We start from the raw sequence: 16,698 nt of genomic DNA, 5'->3' as shown, positions 1-16,698 counted from the left end.
CGCCACGTGTTGATCTTGACGGCGTGACGGCTGCGCTGCGCTGACCTTCTGCGTCGCCAAGGCCGCGACGGCGCGTTCGTCGTGCTCGCCCGGCCTTCCGTGCGCGTCTCAGCCCGTACGCACCCGAACGCGCTCGCACGACACCGTCCGCCTCGCCCCCGCCGCCCTGCGCCGATCTCACCGGAGCCGACCCGAATGGCGTCCGTCCCGGGGTGGATCATCAGATCCAGGTGGGCACGTGCCCCTCGGTGTAGCGGGCGCCGAAGCCGCCCAGAGGCAGGATCTCGTCGATGGCCGTGAGGTCCACGTCGGCGAGGGTGAGGTCGGCGGCGGCGGCGTTCTCCTCGATGCGCGACGGGCTGCGGGAGCCGGGGATCGGCACGATGTGCTCGCCCCGGGTCAGGAGCCAGGCCAGGGCCAGTTGGGAGACGGTGGCACCCTTTGCCGCCGCGAGCTCGGCGAGCCGGTCGACGGCTTCGACGTTCTTCTCGAAGTTGCCAGGCTGCCAGCGAGGGTCGACGTTGCGGATGTCGGTGGCTTCGTACTGGCCGGCGGGTTTGGCGGTGCCGGTGATGAACCCGCGGCCCAGGGGAGAATAGGCGACGAAGCCGATACCGAGTTCGTCCAGGGTGGGGAAGAGCTGCTCGACGTCCCGTTCGAACAGGGAGTACTCGGTCTGAAGGACGGAAACCGGCTGCACGGCGTGTGCCTTGCGGATCGTCTCCGGGCCCGCCTCGCTGAGGCCGAAGTACCTCACCTTGCCCGCGTCGATCAGCTCCTTGACGGTGCCCGCGACCTCCTCGACGGGCACCTCGGGGTCGACGCGGTGCTGGTAGAAGACGTCGATGTGATCCACACCGAGGTAGTGCAGGCTGTTGTCGGCGACCTTGCGGATGTTGTCGGGCCGACTGTTGAGGGCGCCGCCGATCCGCTCGGGAGGCACGGACATGTCGACGCCGAACTTGGTGGCCAGGACCACGTCGTCGCGAAAGTCCCTGACCGCCTTGCCGACCAGGATCTCGTTCGATCCGGTGCCCCAGCCGTACATCTCGGCGGTGTCGAAGAAGGTGATGCCCAGGTCGTACGCGCGGCGGAGGGCGGCGACGCCGGCCGCCTCGTCGGTGGGTCCGTAGGCCATCGTCAGGCCCATCGAGCCGTAGCCGATCGCCGAGACCTCAAGGCCCTGGCTGCCCAGTGGCCGGTGCTGCATGACGGACTCCTTCGAAGAGAACTGAAAGGTGGTTCTTTCACCGGCGCAGGGTGAAGCTGCCGGGGCGGTGCACGGACCGTCGCGTCAGTGCGCCGCGGCGGTCAGCCCGGCGCGGTGGATGCGGGTGTGCTCGGCGACGCGTCGGCCGAGGTGGCGAGCGGTGTTCAGGTCCGCGTCGTGGACCGCGGGGGTGTCGTTGAAACTCTGTGCGCCGGCCCCGAGGTAGAAGCCGAGGCGGTTGTCGTCCTGGGGGCTGGATGTGGTGGTGTTCCAGCCCGGCAGGAGGTTCAGGCTCACCCACAGCATTCCGTGCTGGGCCGCCAGGAGCGAGAGGTACTGCAGGGTGTGCAGCTTGTCGCCGCTCATGGAGCCGGAGTTGGTGAATCCCGCCGCGAGCTTGTCGCTCCAGGCGCGGGTCATCCACCGCTTGCTGCTGGCCTCGGCGAAGGCGTGGAACGCCCCCGACGCGCTGCCCATGTAGGTGGGGGTGCCGAAGATGATGGCGTCCGCAGCGTCCATCAGTTCCCAGTCGGCATCGCCGAGAGAGGCGACGTCCACGTGGTGGACGTGCGTCCCGGCGACGGAGCGTGCGCCGTCCGCGACGGCCGTGGCGATCTGCGCGGTGTGGCCGTAGCCGGAATGCGACGCGATGACGATCGAGATATCGGACATGGGTGTTCCTCTCCTGCCGCGACGGCGGCGTGTTCGGTGGTGGTGCCGGCGGACGACGAGCTGCCCGCTGCGGCGGTCGGCCGCACTGCTCCACGGGCGGGGGACCGACAGCCCCGGTCGGGGCGCGGCGCATGCCCGGGTCCCACGGGCCGGTGCCGAGCGGCATCAGCGTGGATCGTCGTTCCGCTTGAAACAGTAGCACCGATAAGGCGGCGATACGAAAAATGGGATATCGTTGTTCCATGAACGAGGGACGACGCGCCGCGCGGCGCCAGGTACTGCAGGTGGCCGCCAAGCTTTTGGAGGAGGGCGGCAGCGAAGCGGTCTCCACACGCGCCGTCGCCGCAGCCGCGGGCATCACGGCCCCCGCGCTCTACCGGATGTTCGACGACAAGGACGGACTCCTGGCCGAGCTTGCCGCCTACGGGTTCGAGATGTACCTGGCCGAGAAACGGGAGGCGCTGGCGCTGACCCCCGACGACCCGGTCGCCGACCTCTACCGCGGCTGGGACCTGCACGTCGACTTCGGACTGCGGCACCCCGCGTTCTACATGCTCATGTACGGCACCGTGCAGCCCGGGCGGCGGCCCCCGGCCGCGGACGAGGCGCACGCCCTGCTGGTGAGGCTGCTGGGCCGGGCGGCCGACGCCGGGCGCCTTCGGGTTCCGGTGGAGCAGGCGACCCGCGTCATCCACGCGGCGACAACGGGTGCGACGCTGGCGCTGATCGGCGAAGAGTCCGCGGAGCGGGACCTGACCACTTCGGCACGGCTGCGGGACACCGTCATCGCCTCGGTCACCACGGACCCGCCCGCCTCACCCGGCTCGGACCTGGCCTCACGCGCACTCGCCCTCGATGCCGCGCTTCAGACGGCGCTCACCACCGGGCCCTCAGCCGCGGGCGCCGGGGTACCTCTGCGAGACACGGAGACGGCTCTGCTGCGCGAATGGCTGCAGCACCTCGCAGGCTGAACCGGCCGCCCGCCCCTCCGTCCGCGACGGAACGTCACAGATCACCGGTTCCGACACAGCTCCTCACTCCCGAAGGATGCGAGGACGCCCCGATCCTGGGCAGGGAAAGGCGTCGTCAGCGTCTGCGCCGCCGAAGGCACGCCACCAAGCGGGCACCCCGCCGGCGGCTTTTGGGCTTGCCTCGGCGCTGCCCCGGCCTGGACGGCGTGCCGAACCGCGTGCGGTCCCCCGTGTCCTCGCGCCGACGTGCGCCGTCGCGCCGTGGGCGCCGGCGCTTCCGGCGATCAGGGCGGCCGCGGGTGCGGGTCCCGCCGCTCATCGCGCGGTCGCGCTCGCCGGGCGCGCGGTGGTGGCCCCGCCGGGCGCCCACGGCGGCGCTGGTGCCGATGGGAGCGGTGGGCCGCCCGGCGGCCGTGGCGGGAGTGGCGCTGATCAACCGCCGCGGCCCGGGCGTCCCGGGCACCCTGGGCGACGATGATCGGCCGAGTCCTTGACAGCGGGAGCGGTTGCTGGTTCGTTGACACTGAGACCAAACCGAACGATCGGTCGGCAGGGGGTCGGTCGGCGCGGCGATCGGCATGCCGGTCGGCGCGGAGTGACCGGAAGTGCGAGGGAGAGCGGCATGAGTGGGAGCGTCCCGGACGAACTGCTGGACCCGGCGGAGCGGATGGGGCCGGACGAACTGGCCGCGCTCCAGCTGGAGCGGTTGCGGGCGACGCTGCGGCACGCGTACGACCACGTGGAGCCGTACCGGCGGAAGTTCGACGCGGCCGGGGTGCGGCCGGAGGACTGCCGGAGCCTGGCGGACCTGGCGCACTTCCCGTTCACCACGAAGGCGGACCTGCGCGCGGCGTACCCGTTCGGGATGTTCGCGGTGCCGATGGCCGAGGTGCGCCGGCTGCACGCGTCGAGCGGGACCACCGGGCTGCCGACGGTGGTCGGCTACACCGAGCACGACCTCGCGGCGTGGGCGGAGGTGGTGGCCCGCTCGATCAGGGCGGCGGGCGGCCGCCCCGGCCACAAGGTCCATGTGGCGTACGGCTACGGGCTGTTCACCGGCGGCCTGGGCGCGCACTACGGCGCCGAGCGGGCCGGCTGCACGGTGATCCCGGCGTCCGGCGGGATGACGGCGCGGCAGGTGCAGATCATCCGGGACTTCGAGCCGGAGATCATCATGATCACTCCGTCGTACATGCTGACGCTGCTGGAGGAGTTCGAGCGGCAGGGCATCGATCCGCGCAGCACCTCGCTGCGGGTGGGGATCTTCGGCGCGGAGCCGTGGACGGAGGGGATGCGGGCCGAGATCGAGGAGCGGTTCGCGATCGACGCGGTGGACATCTACGGCCTGTCGGAGGTGATGGGGCCCGGGGTGGCGCAGGAGTTCGCCGAGGGCAAGGACGGCCTGCACATCTGGGAGGACCACTTCCTGCCGGAGGTGGTGGACCCGATCACCGACGCGGTGATGGCACCGGGCGAGGGCGGCGAACTGGTGCTGACCTCGCTCACCAAGCAGGCGCTGCCGGTGATCCGCTACCGCACCCGGGACCTCACCCGGCTGCTGCCGGGCACCTCGCGCCCGGCGATGCGCCGGATGGAGAAGGTCACCGGCCGCTGCGACGACATGATCATCCTGCGCGGGGTGAACGTCTTCCCCAGCCAGATCGAGGAGATCGTGCTGCGCACCCCCGCGGTCGCGCCGCACTTCCGGATCGAGCTGACCCGGCCCGGCCGGATGGACCACATGGCGGTGAAGGTCGAGGCGCGGGCGGGCGCGGGGCCCGAGCAGCGGGCGGCGGCCGCCGCGTCGATCGCCCGCGGGGTGAAGGACGGCGTGGGGGTGACGGTCGAGGTCACCGTGGTCGACCCGGAGACGCTGGAGCGTTCGGTCGGCAAGATCCAGCGGGTCGCGGACCTGCGGGACCTGCGCGACCGTCCCTGACCGCACGCCCCCGGGCGCGCGGGGCCGGGGGCGTGGGGCGGTGGCGTGGGGCCGGGCGCGTACGCGGGCTCGGGGCCGGGGCTCGGGGCCGGGCGGTCCTGGGGTCGTGCGGTCATACGGGTGACGCGGGTCAGACGGTCATCCGTCCGCCGGAGGTGCGGGCGGGGCGAGGCGGCGCAGGGCGACCTCGGCGAGCAGGGCCGCGCCGTCGGCGAGGACCGCGTCGTCGAAGAGCGCGTCGGGCGCGTGGTTGCCCGGCGCGGTGGCCGGGTCCCGGCCGGGCGGGCAGGCGCCGAGGCTCGTCATCACCCCAGGGACCTCCGCCAGCACCCGGCCGATGTCGTCGGAGACCAGCGCCGGACGGGTGGTGCGGGTGAAGCGTTCGGCGCCGAAGAGGTCGGCCACGGCCCGGCCCACCAGGTCGGCCTCGGCGGTGTCGTTCACGGTGGCCGGATAGCCGGGGGCGTACGTGACCGACACCTCCAGGCCGTGGGCCGCGCCGATGCCGCGGGCGGTGCGCTCGGCCTCCTCGGTGAGCCGGGAGAGCGTGGCGTCGGACAGCGCGCGCAGCGTCGCCTCGATCGTGGCCGTCGCGGGGATGATGTTGGGCCGGGTGCCCGCGTGCACGGTGCCGACGGTGAGCACCACCGGGTCGAACGGGTCGAAGCGCCGGGCCGGCAACGCGCCGAGCGCGGTGACGAGTTCGGCCAGCGCGGGGATCGGGTCGCGGCTGCGGTGCGGCCACGCTCCATGGCCGCCGGCGCCGTGCAGGGTGACCGCCAGCGTGCCGTTGGCGGCCAGCGCGGGCCCGGCCGTGTTGCTGAAGTGACCCGCGGGCGCGGACGCGCTGGAGTGCAGGGCGTAGGCCGCCACCGGACGGCTCCCGGTGGTCTCCAGCAGCCCCTCTTCCAGCATGAGCCGCGCGCCGTCGTGGCCCTCCTCCCCCGGCTGGAACATCAGCAGCACGTCGCCCGCGAACCGGTCGCGCCGGGCGGCGAGCAGGTGCGCGGCCCCGGCCAGCATCGCGGCGTGCTGGTCGTGGCCGCACGCGTGCCGGGGGCCGTCGGCGAAGGGCAGCGCGTCCAGGTCGGCACGCAACAGCACCGTGGGCCCCGGCCCCGTACCGGAGACCACCGCCACCACGGAGCTGAGCGCCGTGCCGGTACGGGTGCTCAGGCCCAGCCCGTCGAGGGCGGCGAGTACGGTCTCCTGGGTACGGGGCAGGTGCAGGCCGGTCTCCGGGTGCTCGCGGACGGCGTGCCGCAACCGGTCGAGGCCGAGCGAACGGGCCTGCTCCACCAGGTCGTTCATCAGGCGGTGCCCCGCAGTGCGGGCAGTACGGTCTCGGCGATGCGGTAGGACTCCTCCAGCAGCGGGTTGCCGGACAGGATGAAGGTGTCCACGCCCAGGTCCTGGAACTCCCGCAGCCGGTCCACGACTTGGGCGGTGCTGCCGACGACGGCGGTGCCCGGGCCCGGGCGGAACAGGCTCATGCCCGGCCACAGGTTGGCGTGCTTCTCCAACTCCCGTGCGTGCTTGGGCACTCGGCCGCCGTGCTGGCGGAACTGCCGGGCCCAGCCCTCGCCGTCCTTGCTCTCCGGGTCGCCGAGCATCCGGGTGTACGTCGCCTGGCTGGTGACGTCGAGCAGCCGGTCGGCGGCGGCCCACGCCTGCTCCTCGGTGTCGCGCACGATGAGGTGCAGCCGCAGGCCGAGCCGCAGTTCGCGGCCGTAGTGGGCGGCGCGCTCGCGCACCCGGTCCAGCTTCTCCTTCAGCAGGTGCGGCGGTTCTCCCCAGGTGAGGTAGACGTCGACATGCTGGGCGGCCATCTCGATGCCGGGGGCGGAGGAGCCGCCGAACCACAGCGGGGTGTGCACGCCGCCCTGGATCGGGGCCAGTTCGCGCAGGCCCGCGCCGGCGCCGGTCAGCTCGTAGAAGCGGCCCTTGTGGTCGAAGACCTCGCCTGCGGTGAGCCGTTTGACGATGTCCCAGTACTCGGCGCTGAGTTCGTACCGCTCGTCGTGTTCGAGTTGCAGGCCGGCCTGGCGCAGCGCTTCGGTCGAGCCGTTGACGACGTTGAAGCGCAGCCGGTCGGGGCCGAAGAGGTGGGCGAAGCTCAGCGCCATCTTCGCGAGCATGGTCGGGGAGATGAGGCCGGGGTGGACCGCGAGCAGCGGCTTGAAACTCGGCCGGGTCTGTGCGGCGACCGCGCTGGCCAGCGGCCACACGTCGTACAGGTCGGTGGCGAACAGCGCGCCGTCGTAGCCCAACCGGTCGACGGCGACGCCCAGTTGCTGGAGGTAGGCCAGGTCGATGCTGCGGCGGCCGGCGGGCTCCCAGGGGTAGGCGCCCTCGCGCGGGATGATGTACCAGAGGATCTCGGGGCTGGGCACGGTCACTTCTCCGGGGCTTCGCGGGTCTCGGCGGCGGCTGCGGCGACCGCTGCGGACGTTTCGGACGGGGCGGTTTCCGACGGGGCGGGGGTGAGGGATCGCGCGGCGACGGCGTCGAGGCCCGGGTGGCGGGCGTCCGCGACGGTGATCGGGCGGGGCAGGAAGCCGGCCGCGGCGAGGATGTCGGCGGCCTCCTGCTGCTCGGCGACGAAGCCGGCGGAGACCGGTTCGAGCTGCCAGGGCAGCGCGGCCAGTGCCTCGCGCCAGTCCGCCGCGCTGCCGCCCTGGTCGGCCGCGGCGATCTCGGCGGCCTCGTCCAGGTGGCCGGCCGCCCAGGTGTCCGCGGCCTGGAGCGCCCGGACGATCAGGCCGACCAGGTCGGGGCGGCTGTCGGCGAGTTCACGGCGGGTGAAGAACACCGAGCGGTCGGCGATCAGGTCGCCCGCCTCGGCCAGGGTGCGCACCCGGCCGTCGCGGCGCGCGGCGGCCAGTTCGGCGCCCTGGCCCACCCAGGCGTCGATGCCGCCGTCCAGCAGCCGCGCGTAGGAGCCGGCGCCGGACCGCTGCGCGGTGATGTCGGCGCCGTAGGAAAGGCCGTGCTGGGCAAGGGACTTGGCGACGAAGTGGGTCTGCCACGAGCCGATCGCCAGGTGTACGGTGCGGCCCTTGAGGTCGGCGAGGGAGGCGATGTCGCCGTCCGCGCGGACCAGCAGGGCACCGTGGCCCGGACGCGGCGCCGACACGGCGGCGTAGACGAGGTCGTGGCCCGCCGCCTGGGCCGACAGCGGCGGGGTGGAGCCGGTGCCGCCGAAGTCGATGGTGCCGTCGGCCAGCGCGGCCGCGGTGTCCAGGCCGCCGATCCGGTGCCAGGCGACGGTCTCGCCCGACGGGCGCAGCGCCTCTTCGAGCAGGCCGAGCCGGGAGAGGTGGTACAGCGACGGATTGGCCTGGTGGACGCCGATGTTGACGGTCATGCGGAGGACTCCTCGGGGGTGGTGGAACCGGTCGTGGGTGCGGTGGTGCGGGCGTCGGCGGGGCCTGTCACGGGGGCCGGGCCGGAAGTGGCGCCCGGGTCGGCGCCCGGGTCGAGGTGCTTGCCGGCGGGGTGCTCCCCCGTGGCTGGCGCGCCGGGTCCGGCGGCGGACCCGGCGTGGCCCACGCCGAGTTCGGCGAGCAGCCGGGTGCGCAGGGCGGCGAACCTCGGGTCGGCGCTGTCGCGCGGGTGGTCGATGGCGATCCGCTCGTCGGACGCCAGCCGGCCGTCGCGCAGGACGGCCACCCGGTCGGCCAGGCGGATCGCCTCGTCGACGTCGTGGGTGACGAGCAGCACGGCGGGCTGGTGGCGGCGGCACAACTCGCCGACCAGGTCGTGCATCCGCAGCCGGGTCAGCGCGTCCAGGGCCGCGAACGGCTCGTCCAGCAGCAGGAGTTCCGGCTCGCGGATCAACGCCCTTGCCAGCGCCACGCGTTGGGCCTCGCCACCGGACAGGGTGGCCGGCCAGGCGTCGGCGTGCCGGTCGAGGCCGACCTCGGCAAGGGCGCGCCGGCCGGTCTCCTTGGTGCGCGTGCCGCGCGGCAGGGCGACGGTGACGTTGGCCAGCACCTTCTTGGACGGCACCAGGCGCGGCTCCTGGAAGACGACGGTCCGCGACTCCGGGACCAGCACGGTGCCCTCGTCGTGCCGGTCCAGGGCGCCGATGATCCGCAGCAGGGTGGTCTTCCCGGTGCCGCTGGCGCCGAGCAGGGCCAGGAACTCGCCCTGGGCGATGTCCAGATCGAGGCCGTCGAGCACATGCCGGGTGCCGAAGGTGCGGCGCAGCCCGCGGATGCGGACGGCGGCCCGACCGCCGGTGCGGTCCTGGGCGCCGGTACGGTCCTGCGCCTCGGTGTCGGCGTCGGCCTGGACCTGGGCGTGGCCGGGGTCCTGGCCTCGGTCGTGGCTGCGGTCGTGGTTTGCGTGGGCGCCGACGGCGCCCGCGAGGGTCTCGCTCATCGTGCGGCCCCCTGGGTGCGCCAGGGCATGAGCAGCCGTTCCAGCAGCCGGGCGCTGCCGTCCGCGACCAGCCCGATCAGGGCGTAGATGAGGATGCAGACGGTGAGGATGTCGGTGCGGCTGTACTCCTGCGCCGTCGACATGAGGTAGCCGATGCCGGCGGTGGAGTTGATCTCCTCGGCCGCGATCAGGGCGATCACGCTGAGGGTCATCGACAGCCGCAGCCCGGACAGCAGCGCGGGCAGCGCGCCGGGGAGCACCACCTCGCGGACCAGCGCCAGCCGGCCCATGCCGAAGCTGCGCATGGCCTCCACCAGCTTCCGGTCGGTGTTGCGCACCCCGCCGGCGGCCGAGACGTACATCGGGAAGCTGGTCGCCACCGCGATCAGCACCACCCGGGCGGTCTCGCCGATGCCGAACCAGACCATGAACAGCGGGACCAGGGACAGGAACGGGATGGTGCGCAGCAACTGCATGGAGGAGTCGAGCAGTTCCTCGCCGAGCCGGGAGAACCCGGTCAGCACGCCGAGCACCAGCCCGGCCGACGCGCCGATCAGCAGGCCGAGGCCGGCCCGGGTCAGCGAGACGGACAGCGCGTCGCCGAGTTGCCCGCTGGTCCACAACTCCTTGAACGCGGAGAGCACCTGGCGCGGTGAGGCCAGCAGCGACGGGCTGAGCGTGCCCGAGGCGGAGGCCCAGATCCAGACCAGCACCAGCGCCACCGGGCCGAGCAGCCGCAGCCCCAGGCTCAGCGCGCGCGGCCGCGGCCGGACCACCTTCGGGCGCGGCGCGACCAGCCCGGGTGCCGACGGGTCCGTGGACGTGCCGATGGCCACGCCGCTCACTTGGCGCTCGCAGCGGTCTTGTCGATGTCGATCACGTACGGCTTGACGTCGAAGACACCCTTGGTGATCTTCTGGTCGGCGAAGAACTGCGCGACGGTGGCGAAGTGCGCCAGCTGGGTCGCGCCGATCGGCTGCGCGGTGCCGAGCGCCTTGTCGATGGGCAGTTCGACCGCCCGCTGGGCGGGGGTGACGGCCTCCGGGCCGGAGTCGGTCTTGACGTTGAGGTACGCCTCGGGGTTCTGCTGCTGCTTCAGTCCGGCGTCGTGCAGGTAGTCGTAGAGCGCCTTGACGACCTCCGGGTGCTGGGTGGCGAAGCTGTTGCGGACCGCCCAGACGGCGTAGTTGTCCGAGCCGACCTGGCCGCCGGTGGTCAGGAAGCGCGCGCCGGAGTTGGCGAGGGCCGGGATGGAGTACGTCGCCCACGTCGACCAGGCGTCCACCTGGCCGGAGTTGAAGACCGGGCCGATCTGGTTGGGCTGGAGGTAGACCCGCTTGACCTTGTCGGCCGGGATGTGCGCCTGCTGGAGGGCCTTGAGCAGCAGGTACTCGCTGGTGCCGCCGTGCCAGACGGCGACCTTCTTGCCGACCAGGTCGCTGACGCTCTTGATGTCGGAGTTCTTCTTCACCAGGATGCCTTCGCCCAGCTCGTCGGGGTCGACGGCGGAGAAGAGCTTGAAGCCGGGTGTCTGGGCCAGTGCGGCGATCGCGGAGGTGATGGAGCCCTCGGCGAAGTCCAGGGCGTTGGCGTCGAGTTCCTGTGCGGCGGGGGCGAACGCGCCGGCGGTGCCGGTCCAGGCCACCTTGGCGTGCACCTTGGCCAGGGCCTTGGCGAGCGAGCCGTCCTTGCGTCCGAGGGCGAGCACTCCGGAGTTGCCGCCGTCGGGGATGCGGACGGTGATGGTCGCGCCGCTGCCGCCGGCGTCGGCGCGGGCCGAGCCGGTGGAGGACGAGGAGCAGGCGGCCAGGGCCAGCGCGGCGAACAGGGAGGTGGTGGCGAGGGCTAGTTGACGGACGTTCACGGAAGGTCTCCAGGAAGTGGCGGGCCGTGGTCGGCGCGGGTTCAGGGGGTGGCGGAGGCGGTGCCGGCGGCCGGCGCGACGGCATGGGACCCGGCGGCCGGGCTCCGCGTGCCGGACGGCTGCGGGGCGGCGGGTGCGTGCGAGGTGCCGGGGGTGGGCGCGGTGGCAGTGGTTTCCGCGGCAGTGGTTTCTGCGGCGGTCGCGGCCCGGGCGGCGCGCAACTCGCGGGCCCGGCGCAGGGGTTCGTGGTCCGCCCAGCCGGCGACGTCGACCGGTTCGGGCAGGAAGCCGTGCGCGTAAAGGAACCGCTCCTGCTCGGCCAGCAGCGTCAGCCGCTCCTCGCTCAGGTCGAGTCCGAGGCTGCCGGCGGTGCCCGCGCGGTAGGCGCCGGCCACCCCGTCGGGACCGGCCCCGGTCTCGGCGCCGAGGATGCGGGCCAGGTCGCCAGGGTGGGCCGCGGCCCACTCGGCGGCGTCGAGCAGCACGGCGAGGAAGCGCGTCACGAGCTCGGGCCGCTCGTCCAGCAGCCGTTGGTGGACGGTGATCGGCCGGGGCGTGCCGTTGTTCACCCGGCTGCGGCGGTCGGGGACCGCGTCCAGGTCGATCGCGACCTCGGCGCCGTAGCGGCGGGCGGTCTCGACGGCCACCGCGCCCTTGACGTAGACCGCGTCGACCCGGCCGTCCCGCAGCGCCGCCAGCTCCCCCTCCCACTGGCCCTGCCGGACCCCGGGCACCTCGACGAGCCGCGCGTCGTCCAGGGTCAGCCCGGCCAGTCCGAGGGCTCCGGCGTGGCCGTGCAGCGCCATGGCCCGCCAGAAGTCGATCGCGATGTCATGGCGCGGGACGGCCAGCCGCCGGCCGCGCAACTGCTCGGGGGTGCGCAGGTCGCTGTCCGCGCGGACCAGGATGGACTGCCGCTCCTCGATCCAGGTCAGCGCGATCACCCTGGTCGCCTCGCCGCGTGAACGCGCCCACAGCGCCGGGACGTTGCCGCCCTCGCGGAACAGCGCGGTCAGTTCGTGGGTGAAGTGGCTGCGGGGCAGGCCGTCGCTGCGCTCGTCGTCGGCGGCGTCGCGCAGCGAGCGTACGGCGATGCCGTCGGGGGCGAACTCGGCGGCCAGGGTGCCGCGGTCGGCGGCGATGCCGGTGGCGGTGGGGACGGGGCAGCGGGTGAACCAGATCTCGTCCGGCTCGGACATGGGTGCTCCAGGCGGCAGTTGGGCGCGGGGATGCGGCGTGCGGGGACGGGGCGGGGGACGCGGGGTGCGGACCGCGGGAGGCGGTACCGGGGTGGTGCGGCCGGTGGCCGTACGCGGAGGGGACACCGCAACGCGGGACGTCCCGCCGGTGCGGCGGTGTCGGTGCGGTCAGCGACAGCTGGCGCCGCGGGACCGGCCGAGGTCCAGGTACAGCCGTGCGCACAGGGTCTGGTGGAAGGGGCTGAGCAGGCCGGACGTGGTCATCACGGGGTGCTCCCTTCCGTTCCTGGTGCGTGGCGTGCGGTCTGCAACGGAGGCTGGCACACACCCTCGGCCGCGGGCAACACTTCCCATGATGTGGGACGCGCTTGTGGGCGAGAGTTCACAGCCGGAGACGTGGCGCAATGTTCTGGCAACAGTTGCCAGATGGTGGCAGCCTCCGCATGCTTGGGGCCATGACGACGGATGCGCGCACGAAGCCTGCCGACGCGCCCCCGGGAGCGCAGGCGGTCACCCGCGCACTCCGGCTGCTGCACTGCTTCCGGGACAACGCGGGGGAACTCAGCGCCTCCCAACTCGCCCGCCGGATGGAGCTGTCGGCGTCCACCGCCCACCGGCTGGCCCGTACCCTGGTCGCGGCCGGCTTCCTGGAGCAGGACGAGCACACCGCCCGCTACCGGCTCGGTCCCTCCGTCGCCGAACTCGGCCAACTCTCCCTGCACCAGCGGGGCATGCACCGCGCGGTACCCGAACTCGACGCGCTGGCACGGGCCACGGGCACTACGGCGGACCTGGCGATCCGCAGCGGCGACCACGCGGTGATCCTGGTCGGCGGCTCGGTGAACCCGGCGGCGGGCCTGGGCCTGCGCCGCCCGCTGCACTCCACCGCGCTCGGCAAGGTGCTCCTGGCGTGGGCGCGTCCGGGCGAGCGCGACCTGGCCGCCCTGCCCCCGCTGCGTGCGCACACCGACCGGACGATCACCGGACTGGACGCGCTGCGGGCCGAGTTGGAGCGGGCGCGGACGGCCGGATACGCACTCAACGACGGCGAGTCGGCCTACGGGGTGCGCACCGCGGCGGTGCCCGTCCTGGACGCGGGCGGCCACGCGCACGCCGCGCTGGCGGTGCGCTCGACGCCCGACGTGCTCACCGACGCCCGGCTGCCCTGGTTCGTCGCCCGCGCCCGGGCCTGCGCCGCGGCGCTCGAAGTGCTGCTGCTGCCCCCGTCGCAGCGCCGGTCGCCGCTCGCGGACTGACCCGGTCGGAACCTCAGCGCGACGTCAGCTCGACCTCAGCTCGACGGCCAGAAGATCATCTGCACGGCCCACCCGAGCAGCCCGGCCACGAACAGTGCCACCACCACCATGATCAGGGTGATCGGCAGCGCGCCCCAGCCGCGGCTGAGCGGTTCGCGCTCCGGGCCGTCCAGGTCCGAGACCCCGGACTCCGCCGGTGGCGTCTCGCCGGGCCGGGGCCGGGCGTCCCCGGCGATGCTCAGCCCCTCGTCGGCCACGTGCGGGTTGGTGTGGGTAGCGGTCGCCATGGCGGCGCTCCATCCGATCGCGCGGTTCACGGGAAGATCCGTACGTCAGCCGCATACCCCGTGAAACCCGCACAAACCTCCTAACCCCCACGCCGGGCGCCCGGAAGGCACCGCGCACCCGAAAGGCACCGCGCGCCCGGACAGCGCAGCGCCCGCCCGCCCCCACGGAGAAGGGCCGGACGGGCGCTGCCTCAAGAACGCGGTCAGTCGATGTCGACCGGCCCGTCGGAGGAGCTGTCGCGCCTGTCCTTGCCGCCGACGTGCCCGCGCAGGGTCAGGCCGGTGCCGGGCGCCTCGCCGTTCTGCTCGCCGCCGAGGTTCTTGCGGACCGAGTCGAGGATGGTGAGGCCCTGGCTGACCAGGCCCGCCGCGATCTCGCTGAGGCCGTCGGCGCCGTTGAGCACGTTGACGTTCGCGCCCGACAGACCCGCCGACGCCTCCTTGACGATCTGCGGGAGCTGGTCGATGAGCATCCGGTCCAGCGCGACCCGGTCGTGCGACGCCGCCGCGGCGGCCTGGATACGCATCCGCTCGGCGTCGGCCACCGCCAGCACCCTGATCCGCTCGGCCTCGGCCTCGGCCGGCTTGACGATCTCCGCGACCAGCTGCTGCTGGCGCAGTTCGGCCGCGCGCAGCGCCAGTTCGGTCTGCGCGGCGAGCACCTCCTGCTGGGCGTGCGCCTGGGCCAGCGGCCCCGCCTGGGCGGCCTGGGCCTGGGCCCGGTCCACCTCGGCGCTGTACTCGGCCTGCACGACCGCGGTCTGCCGGGCGTACTCCGCCTGGTTCCGCGCCGCGACCTGCTGCGCCTCGACCGACGCCTGGGTGGCCTGCGCCTGGGCGATCTGCGCCTGCCGCTGGATGGCGGCCTTGTGCGGCGCCGACATCGCGTCGATGTACCCGGTCGCGCCGTCGTCGATCGACTGGATCTGGAGCGAGTCGACGGTGAGGCCGATCTTGCCCATCTCCGACTTGGAGGTCTCCAGTACCTCCTTGGCGAGCTTCTGCCGCTCGGTGACGATCTCCTCGACCGTCATCGACCCGATGATCGACCGCAGATGGCCGGCGAAGATCCGCCCGGTGAGGACCGACATCTGGTCCTGGTCGGACAGGAAGCGCTGGCCGGCGTTGACGATGCTCTCGTGGTCGTTGCCGACCTTGAACGCGATGACCGCCTTCACCGTCAGCGCGATGCCCTGCCGGGTCACGCAGGTCTCGGCGACCTCCGCCTCGCACAGCGCGAGGGTCAGGAACCGGGTCTTGCGGAAAACCGGCAACACGAACTTCCCGTGCCCGGTCACGACACGGAAGGGCGCACCTCCCAGCCCTCGGCGACCACCCGAGATCAGCATCGCCTCATCCGGCGCGGGTACGCGGTATCCCAACATCCATAGTCTCCTTCATGTCGCGCGGCTCAGCCGGTCCTTCATGAGCGCGGTCAGCCGGCCGATCCGTCGAGCCCGTCGAGCCACTCGATGACATCGACCTGGCGGCTGCCGCGGGATTCCACCACAAGCACGGTCGCACCCTTGGGCAAGGGTTCGTCCGACCAGGCAAGAAAGGCTTCGGAGCCGCCTCTGACCCGCACCAGGACCTCGCCGGGACCGGCGGGTCCGCGCGTGCCGATCAGCAGTTCCCCCGTGCAGCCGATCACGGCATCGTCCGGTGCCATCTCCGGCCGCCCCCTTGTCGTCGTGGTTGTGCGAATTCCGACCGTGACCATCCTCCCACCTGGGGCCCTCCCGGGATCACCGATGGTCGTTACGGAATACGCGTGCCGCGCCCCCGCGGTTCCAGCCGCAGACGGGCTTCCCGGCGCCGTCTTCCGTCCCGCTCGTACGCCGTTCGGCCGCAGCCGTCAGCCGGTCGTCGCCACGAAGTCGCGCAGCGCGCCGGCGAGCAGCCCGGGCTGGTCCTCGGGGACCAGCGTGCGGGCGTCGGCGACCTCCAACAGGCTTCCCTGCGGCAGGAGTTCGGCGAGTCGGCGGCCGTGCGCGAGCGGCATCATCCGGTCCTCGGCCGCCCACACCACCAGCGCCGGCCGGTCGAAGCCGCGCAGCGCCTCGGCGGCCTCCGCCATCTCCCCGCGGCGCGCCCCGAGCAGGTAGCGGCGCAGGTCCGCGCGGATGGCGGGATCGGTCAGCAGCGGGCGCATCCAGCCGTCGATGATCTCGTCCGGCACCGGGTACTTGCTCAGCACCCCCAGACCCGCGGTGGAGCGGCGCAGCGGCCGGGCCGCCATCATCCGCACCACGGCGTGCAGGGCGCCGGGGATGTGCGCCGCAAGGGTGATCATCTTGCCGGGTAGGCCGGGCGGGTAGTTCTCGAACGCCTCGCAGGAGACCAGCACCAGCCGGGCGATCCGTTCGCCGTGGAAGGCGGCCACCTGCTGGGCGCGGCCGGAGTCGACCTCGGCGAGCGTGACGTCGCGCAGGTCGAGCCGGTCCAGGAACTCCGCGGCGAGCGCGGCGACCGCCCGCGGCGACAGGTCCGCGTCCGGGCGCATCGCAGTGCGGTGACTCCCCTCGGGCAGCGTCGGGGTCAGGCAGCGGTGGTCGGTGCGCAGGTCGTCGACGACCTTCCGCCACACGCTGCCGTCCTGGGCGAGGCCGTGCAGCAGGACCACCACCGGCCCGTCACCGCCGGTGTCCCCGTAGGCCAGCGTGCCCGCGCTGAGTTCGACGGTGTGCTGCTCGTCCGCCGTACCGGTCCCCGTCGTCATGCCCGTCCCCGTCCCCGTCGCCATGCCCGTCCCCTCCGCCGTGCCCGCCGTACAGGTCCCGCGCTGGGCGGGCGGCTGGAATGATCGGCGCACCCTCCCGGTTCGGGAGACTACGACACAGGACGCGACGGCGCGGCAGGGTCCGCGGTTTCGGCGTGCCCGGCGGCACCCAGCCATGCCAGGGTGAGGGCAGGC

Annotated in this window: 16 protein-coding genes; 3 read left to right on the top strand and 13 right to left on the bottom strand. The window is 73.4% G+C overall.

The genetic code is table 11. From position 1 onward, the window contains the following. Nucleotides 1-220 precede the first annotated feature (220 nt). Both OG896_RS39185 and OG896_RS39180 read right to left on the bottom strand, forming a co-directional pair. Nucleotides 221-1,210, bottom strand: coding sequence for an aldo/keto reductase (locus OG896_RS39185; protein ID WP_329373187.1), 990 nt, complete (start codon nucleotides 1,208-1,210; stop codon nucleotides 221-223). 84 nt (nucleotides 1,211-1,294) lie between these two features. Beyond that, the gene (locus tag OG896_RS39180; protein ID WP_329373184.1) at nucleotides 1,295-1,882 is read right to left on the bottom strand and encodes a flavodoxin family protein; all 588 of its coding nucleotides are present in this window, start codon (nucleotides 1,880-1,882) and stop codon (nucleotides 1,295-1,297) included. A gap of 242 nt (nucleotides 1,883-2,124) precedes the next feature. Between OG896_RS39180 and OG896_RS39175 the strand changes: the two genes are divergently transcribed. Together OG896_RS39175 and paaK are read left to right on the top strand one after the other, a co-directional pair. Then, nucleotides 2,125-2,853, top strand: coding sequence for a TetR/AcrR family transcriptional regulator (locus OG896_RS39175; protein ID WP_329373182.1), 729 nt, complete (start codon nucleotides 2,125-2,127; stop codon nucleotides 2,851-2,853). Nucleotides 2,854-3,475: 622 nt separating this feature from the next. Further along, nucleotides 3,476-4,792, top strand: a complete 1,317-nt coding sequence (gene paaK, locus OG896_RS39170; protein ID WP_329373180.1) for a phenylacetate--CoA ligase PaaK — start codon at nucleotides 3,476-3,478, stop codon at nucleotides 4,790-4,792. 138 nt (nucleotides 4,793-4,930) lie between these two features. Here the strand turns inward: paaK and OG896_RS39165 are convergent, their stop codons facing one another. The 7 genes from OG896_RS39165 to OG896_RS39135 all read right to left on the bottom strand — a co-directional run bounded on the left by OG896_RS39165 (nucleotide 4,931) and on the right by OG896_RS39135 (nucleotide 12,241). Continuing rightward, entirely contained in the window at nucleotides 4,931-6,103 is a 1,173-nt protein-coding gene (locus tag OG896_RS39165; protein ID WP_329373178.1) for a M20 metallopeptidase family protein, read from the bottom strand. Further along, the gene (locus OG896_RS39160; protein ID WP_328459777.1) at nucleotides 6,103-7,191 is read right to left on the bottom strand and encodes an LLM class flavin-dependent oxidoreductase; all 1,089 of its coding nucleotides are present in this window, start codon (nucleotides 7,189-7,191) and stop codon (nucleotides 6,103-6,105) included. The genes OG896_RS39165 and OG896_RS39160 overlap by 1 nt, the downstream gene beginning before the upstream one ends. After that, nucleotides 7,188-8,159, bottom strand: coding sequence for an ABC transporter substrate-binding protein (locus OG896_RS39155; RefSeq protein WP_329373175.1), 972 nt, complete (start codon nucleotides 8,157-8,159; stop codon nucleotides 7,188-7,190). Before OG896_RS39155 ends, OG896_RS39160 begins: the two co-directional genes overlap by 4 nt. After that, on the bottom strand, nucleotides 8,156-9,013 hold the full coding sequence (locus tag OG896_RS39150; RefSeq protein ID WP_329374570.1) for an ABC transporter ATP-binding protein: 858 nt from the start codon (nucleotides 9,011-9,013) through the stop codon (nucleotides 8,156-8,158). The genes OG896_RS39155 and OG896_RS39150 overlap by 4 nt, the downstream gene beginning before the upstream one ends. 161 nt (nucleotides 9,014-9,174) lie before the next feature. Continuing rightward, nucleotides 9,175-10,008: an ABC transporter permease gene (locus OG896_RS39145; protein ID WP_329374568.1), complete on the bottom strand. Its 834-nt coding sequence runs from the start codon at nucleotides 10,006-10,008 to the stop codon at nucleotides 9,175-9,177. Between the two features lie 11 nt (nucleotides 10,009-10,019). Continuing rightward, nucleotides 10,020-11,042, bottom strand: coding sequence for an NrtA/SsuA/CpmA family ABC transporter substrate-binding protein (locus tag OG896_RS39140; RefSeq protein WP_329373173.1), 1,023 nt, complete (start codon nucleotides 11,040-11,042; stop codon nucleotides 10,020-10,022). A gap of 41 nt (nucleotides 11,043-11,083) precedes the next feature. Next, nucleotides 11,084-12,241: an ABC transporter substrate-binding protein gene (locus OG896_RS39135; protein ID WP_329373171.1), complete on the bottom strand. Its 1,158-nt coding sequence runs from the start codon at nucleotides 12,239-12,241 to the stop codon at nucleotides 11,084-11,086. Between the two features lie 455 nt (nucleotides 12,242-12,696). Between OG896_RS39135 and OG896_RS39130 the strand changes: the two genes are divergently transcribed. Beyond that, nucleotides 12,697-13,497, top strand: coding sequence for an IclR family transcriptional regulator (locus OG896_RS39130; RefSeq protein WP_329373169.1), 801 nt, complete (start codon nucleotides 12,697-12,699; stop codon nucleotides 13,495-13,497). Nucleotides 13,498-13,532: 35 nt separating this feature from the next. On the opposite strand, the gene OG896_RS39125 is transcribed toward OG896_RS39130, so the two are convergent. From OG896_RS39125 to OG896_RS39110, 4 genes are all read right to left on the bottom strand, one after another. Then, on the bottom strand, nucleotides 13,533-13,784 hold the full coding sequence (locus tag OG896_RS39125; RefSeq protein ID WP_328459787.1) for a DUF6480 family protein: 252 nt from the start codon (nucleotides 13,782-13,784) through the stop codon (nucleotides 13,533-13,535). Between the two features lie 203 nt (nucleotides 13,785-13,987). Continuing rightward, nucleotides 13,988-15,169 (bottom strand): SPFH domain-containing protein, encoded by a 1,182-nt coding sequence (locus OG896_RS39120; protein ID WP_328459789.1) that lies wholly within the window; start codon nucleotides 15,167-15,169, stop codon nucleotides 13,988-13,990. Nucleotides 15,170-15,219: 50 nt separating this feature from the next. Further along, nucleotides 15,220-15,453 (bottom strand): hypothetical protein, encoded by a 234-nt coding sequence (locus OG896_RS39115; RefSeq protein WP_328459791.1) that lies wholly within the window; start codon nucleotides 15,451-15,453, stop codon nucleotides 15,220-15,222. 186 nt (nucleotides 15,454-15,639) lie between these two features. Continuing rightward, nucleotides 15,640-16,503 carry an alpha/beta fold hydrolase gene (locus tag OG896_RS39110; protein ID WP_329373164.1) on the bottom strand — a complete coding sequence of 288 codons (864 nt, stop codon included), beginning with the start codon at nucleotides 16,501-16,503 and terminating at the stop codon, nucleotides 15,640-15,642. Nucleotides 16,504-16,698: the final 195 nt, after the last annotated feature.

It is taken from the genome of Streptomyces sp. NBC_00669 (assembly GCF_036226785.1).
Taxonomy (GTDB): Bacteria; Actinomycetota; Actinomycetes; order Streptomycetales; family Streptomycetaceae; genus Actinacidiphila.
The sequence above is the reverse complement of the archived record's forward strand: the minus strand, read 5'-3'. Positions and strand labels throughout refer to the sequence as shown.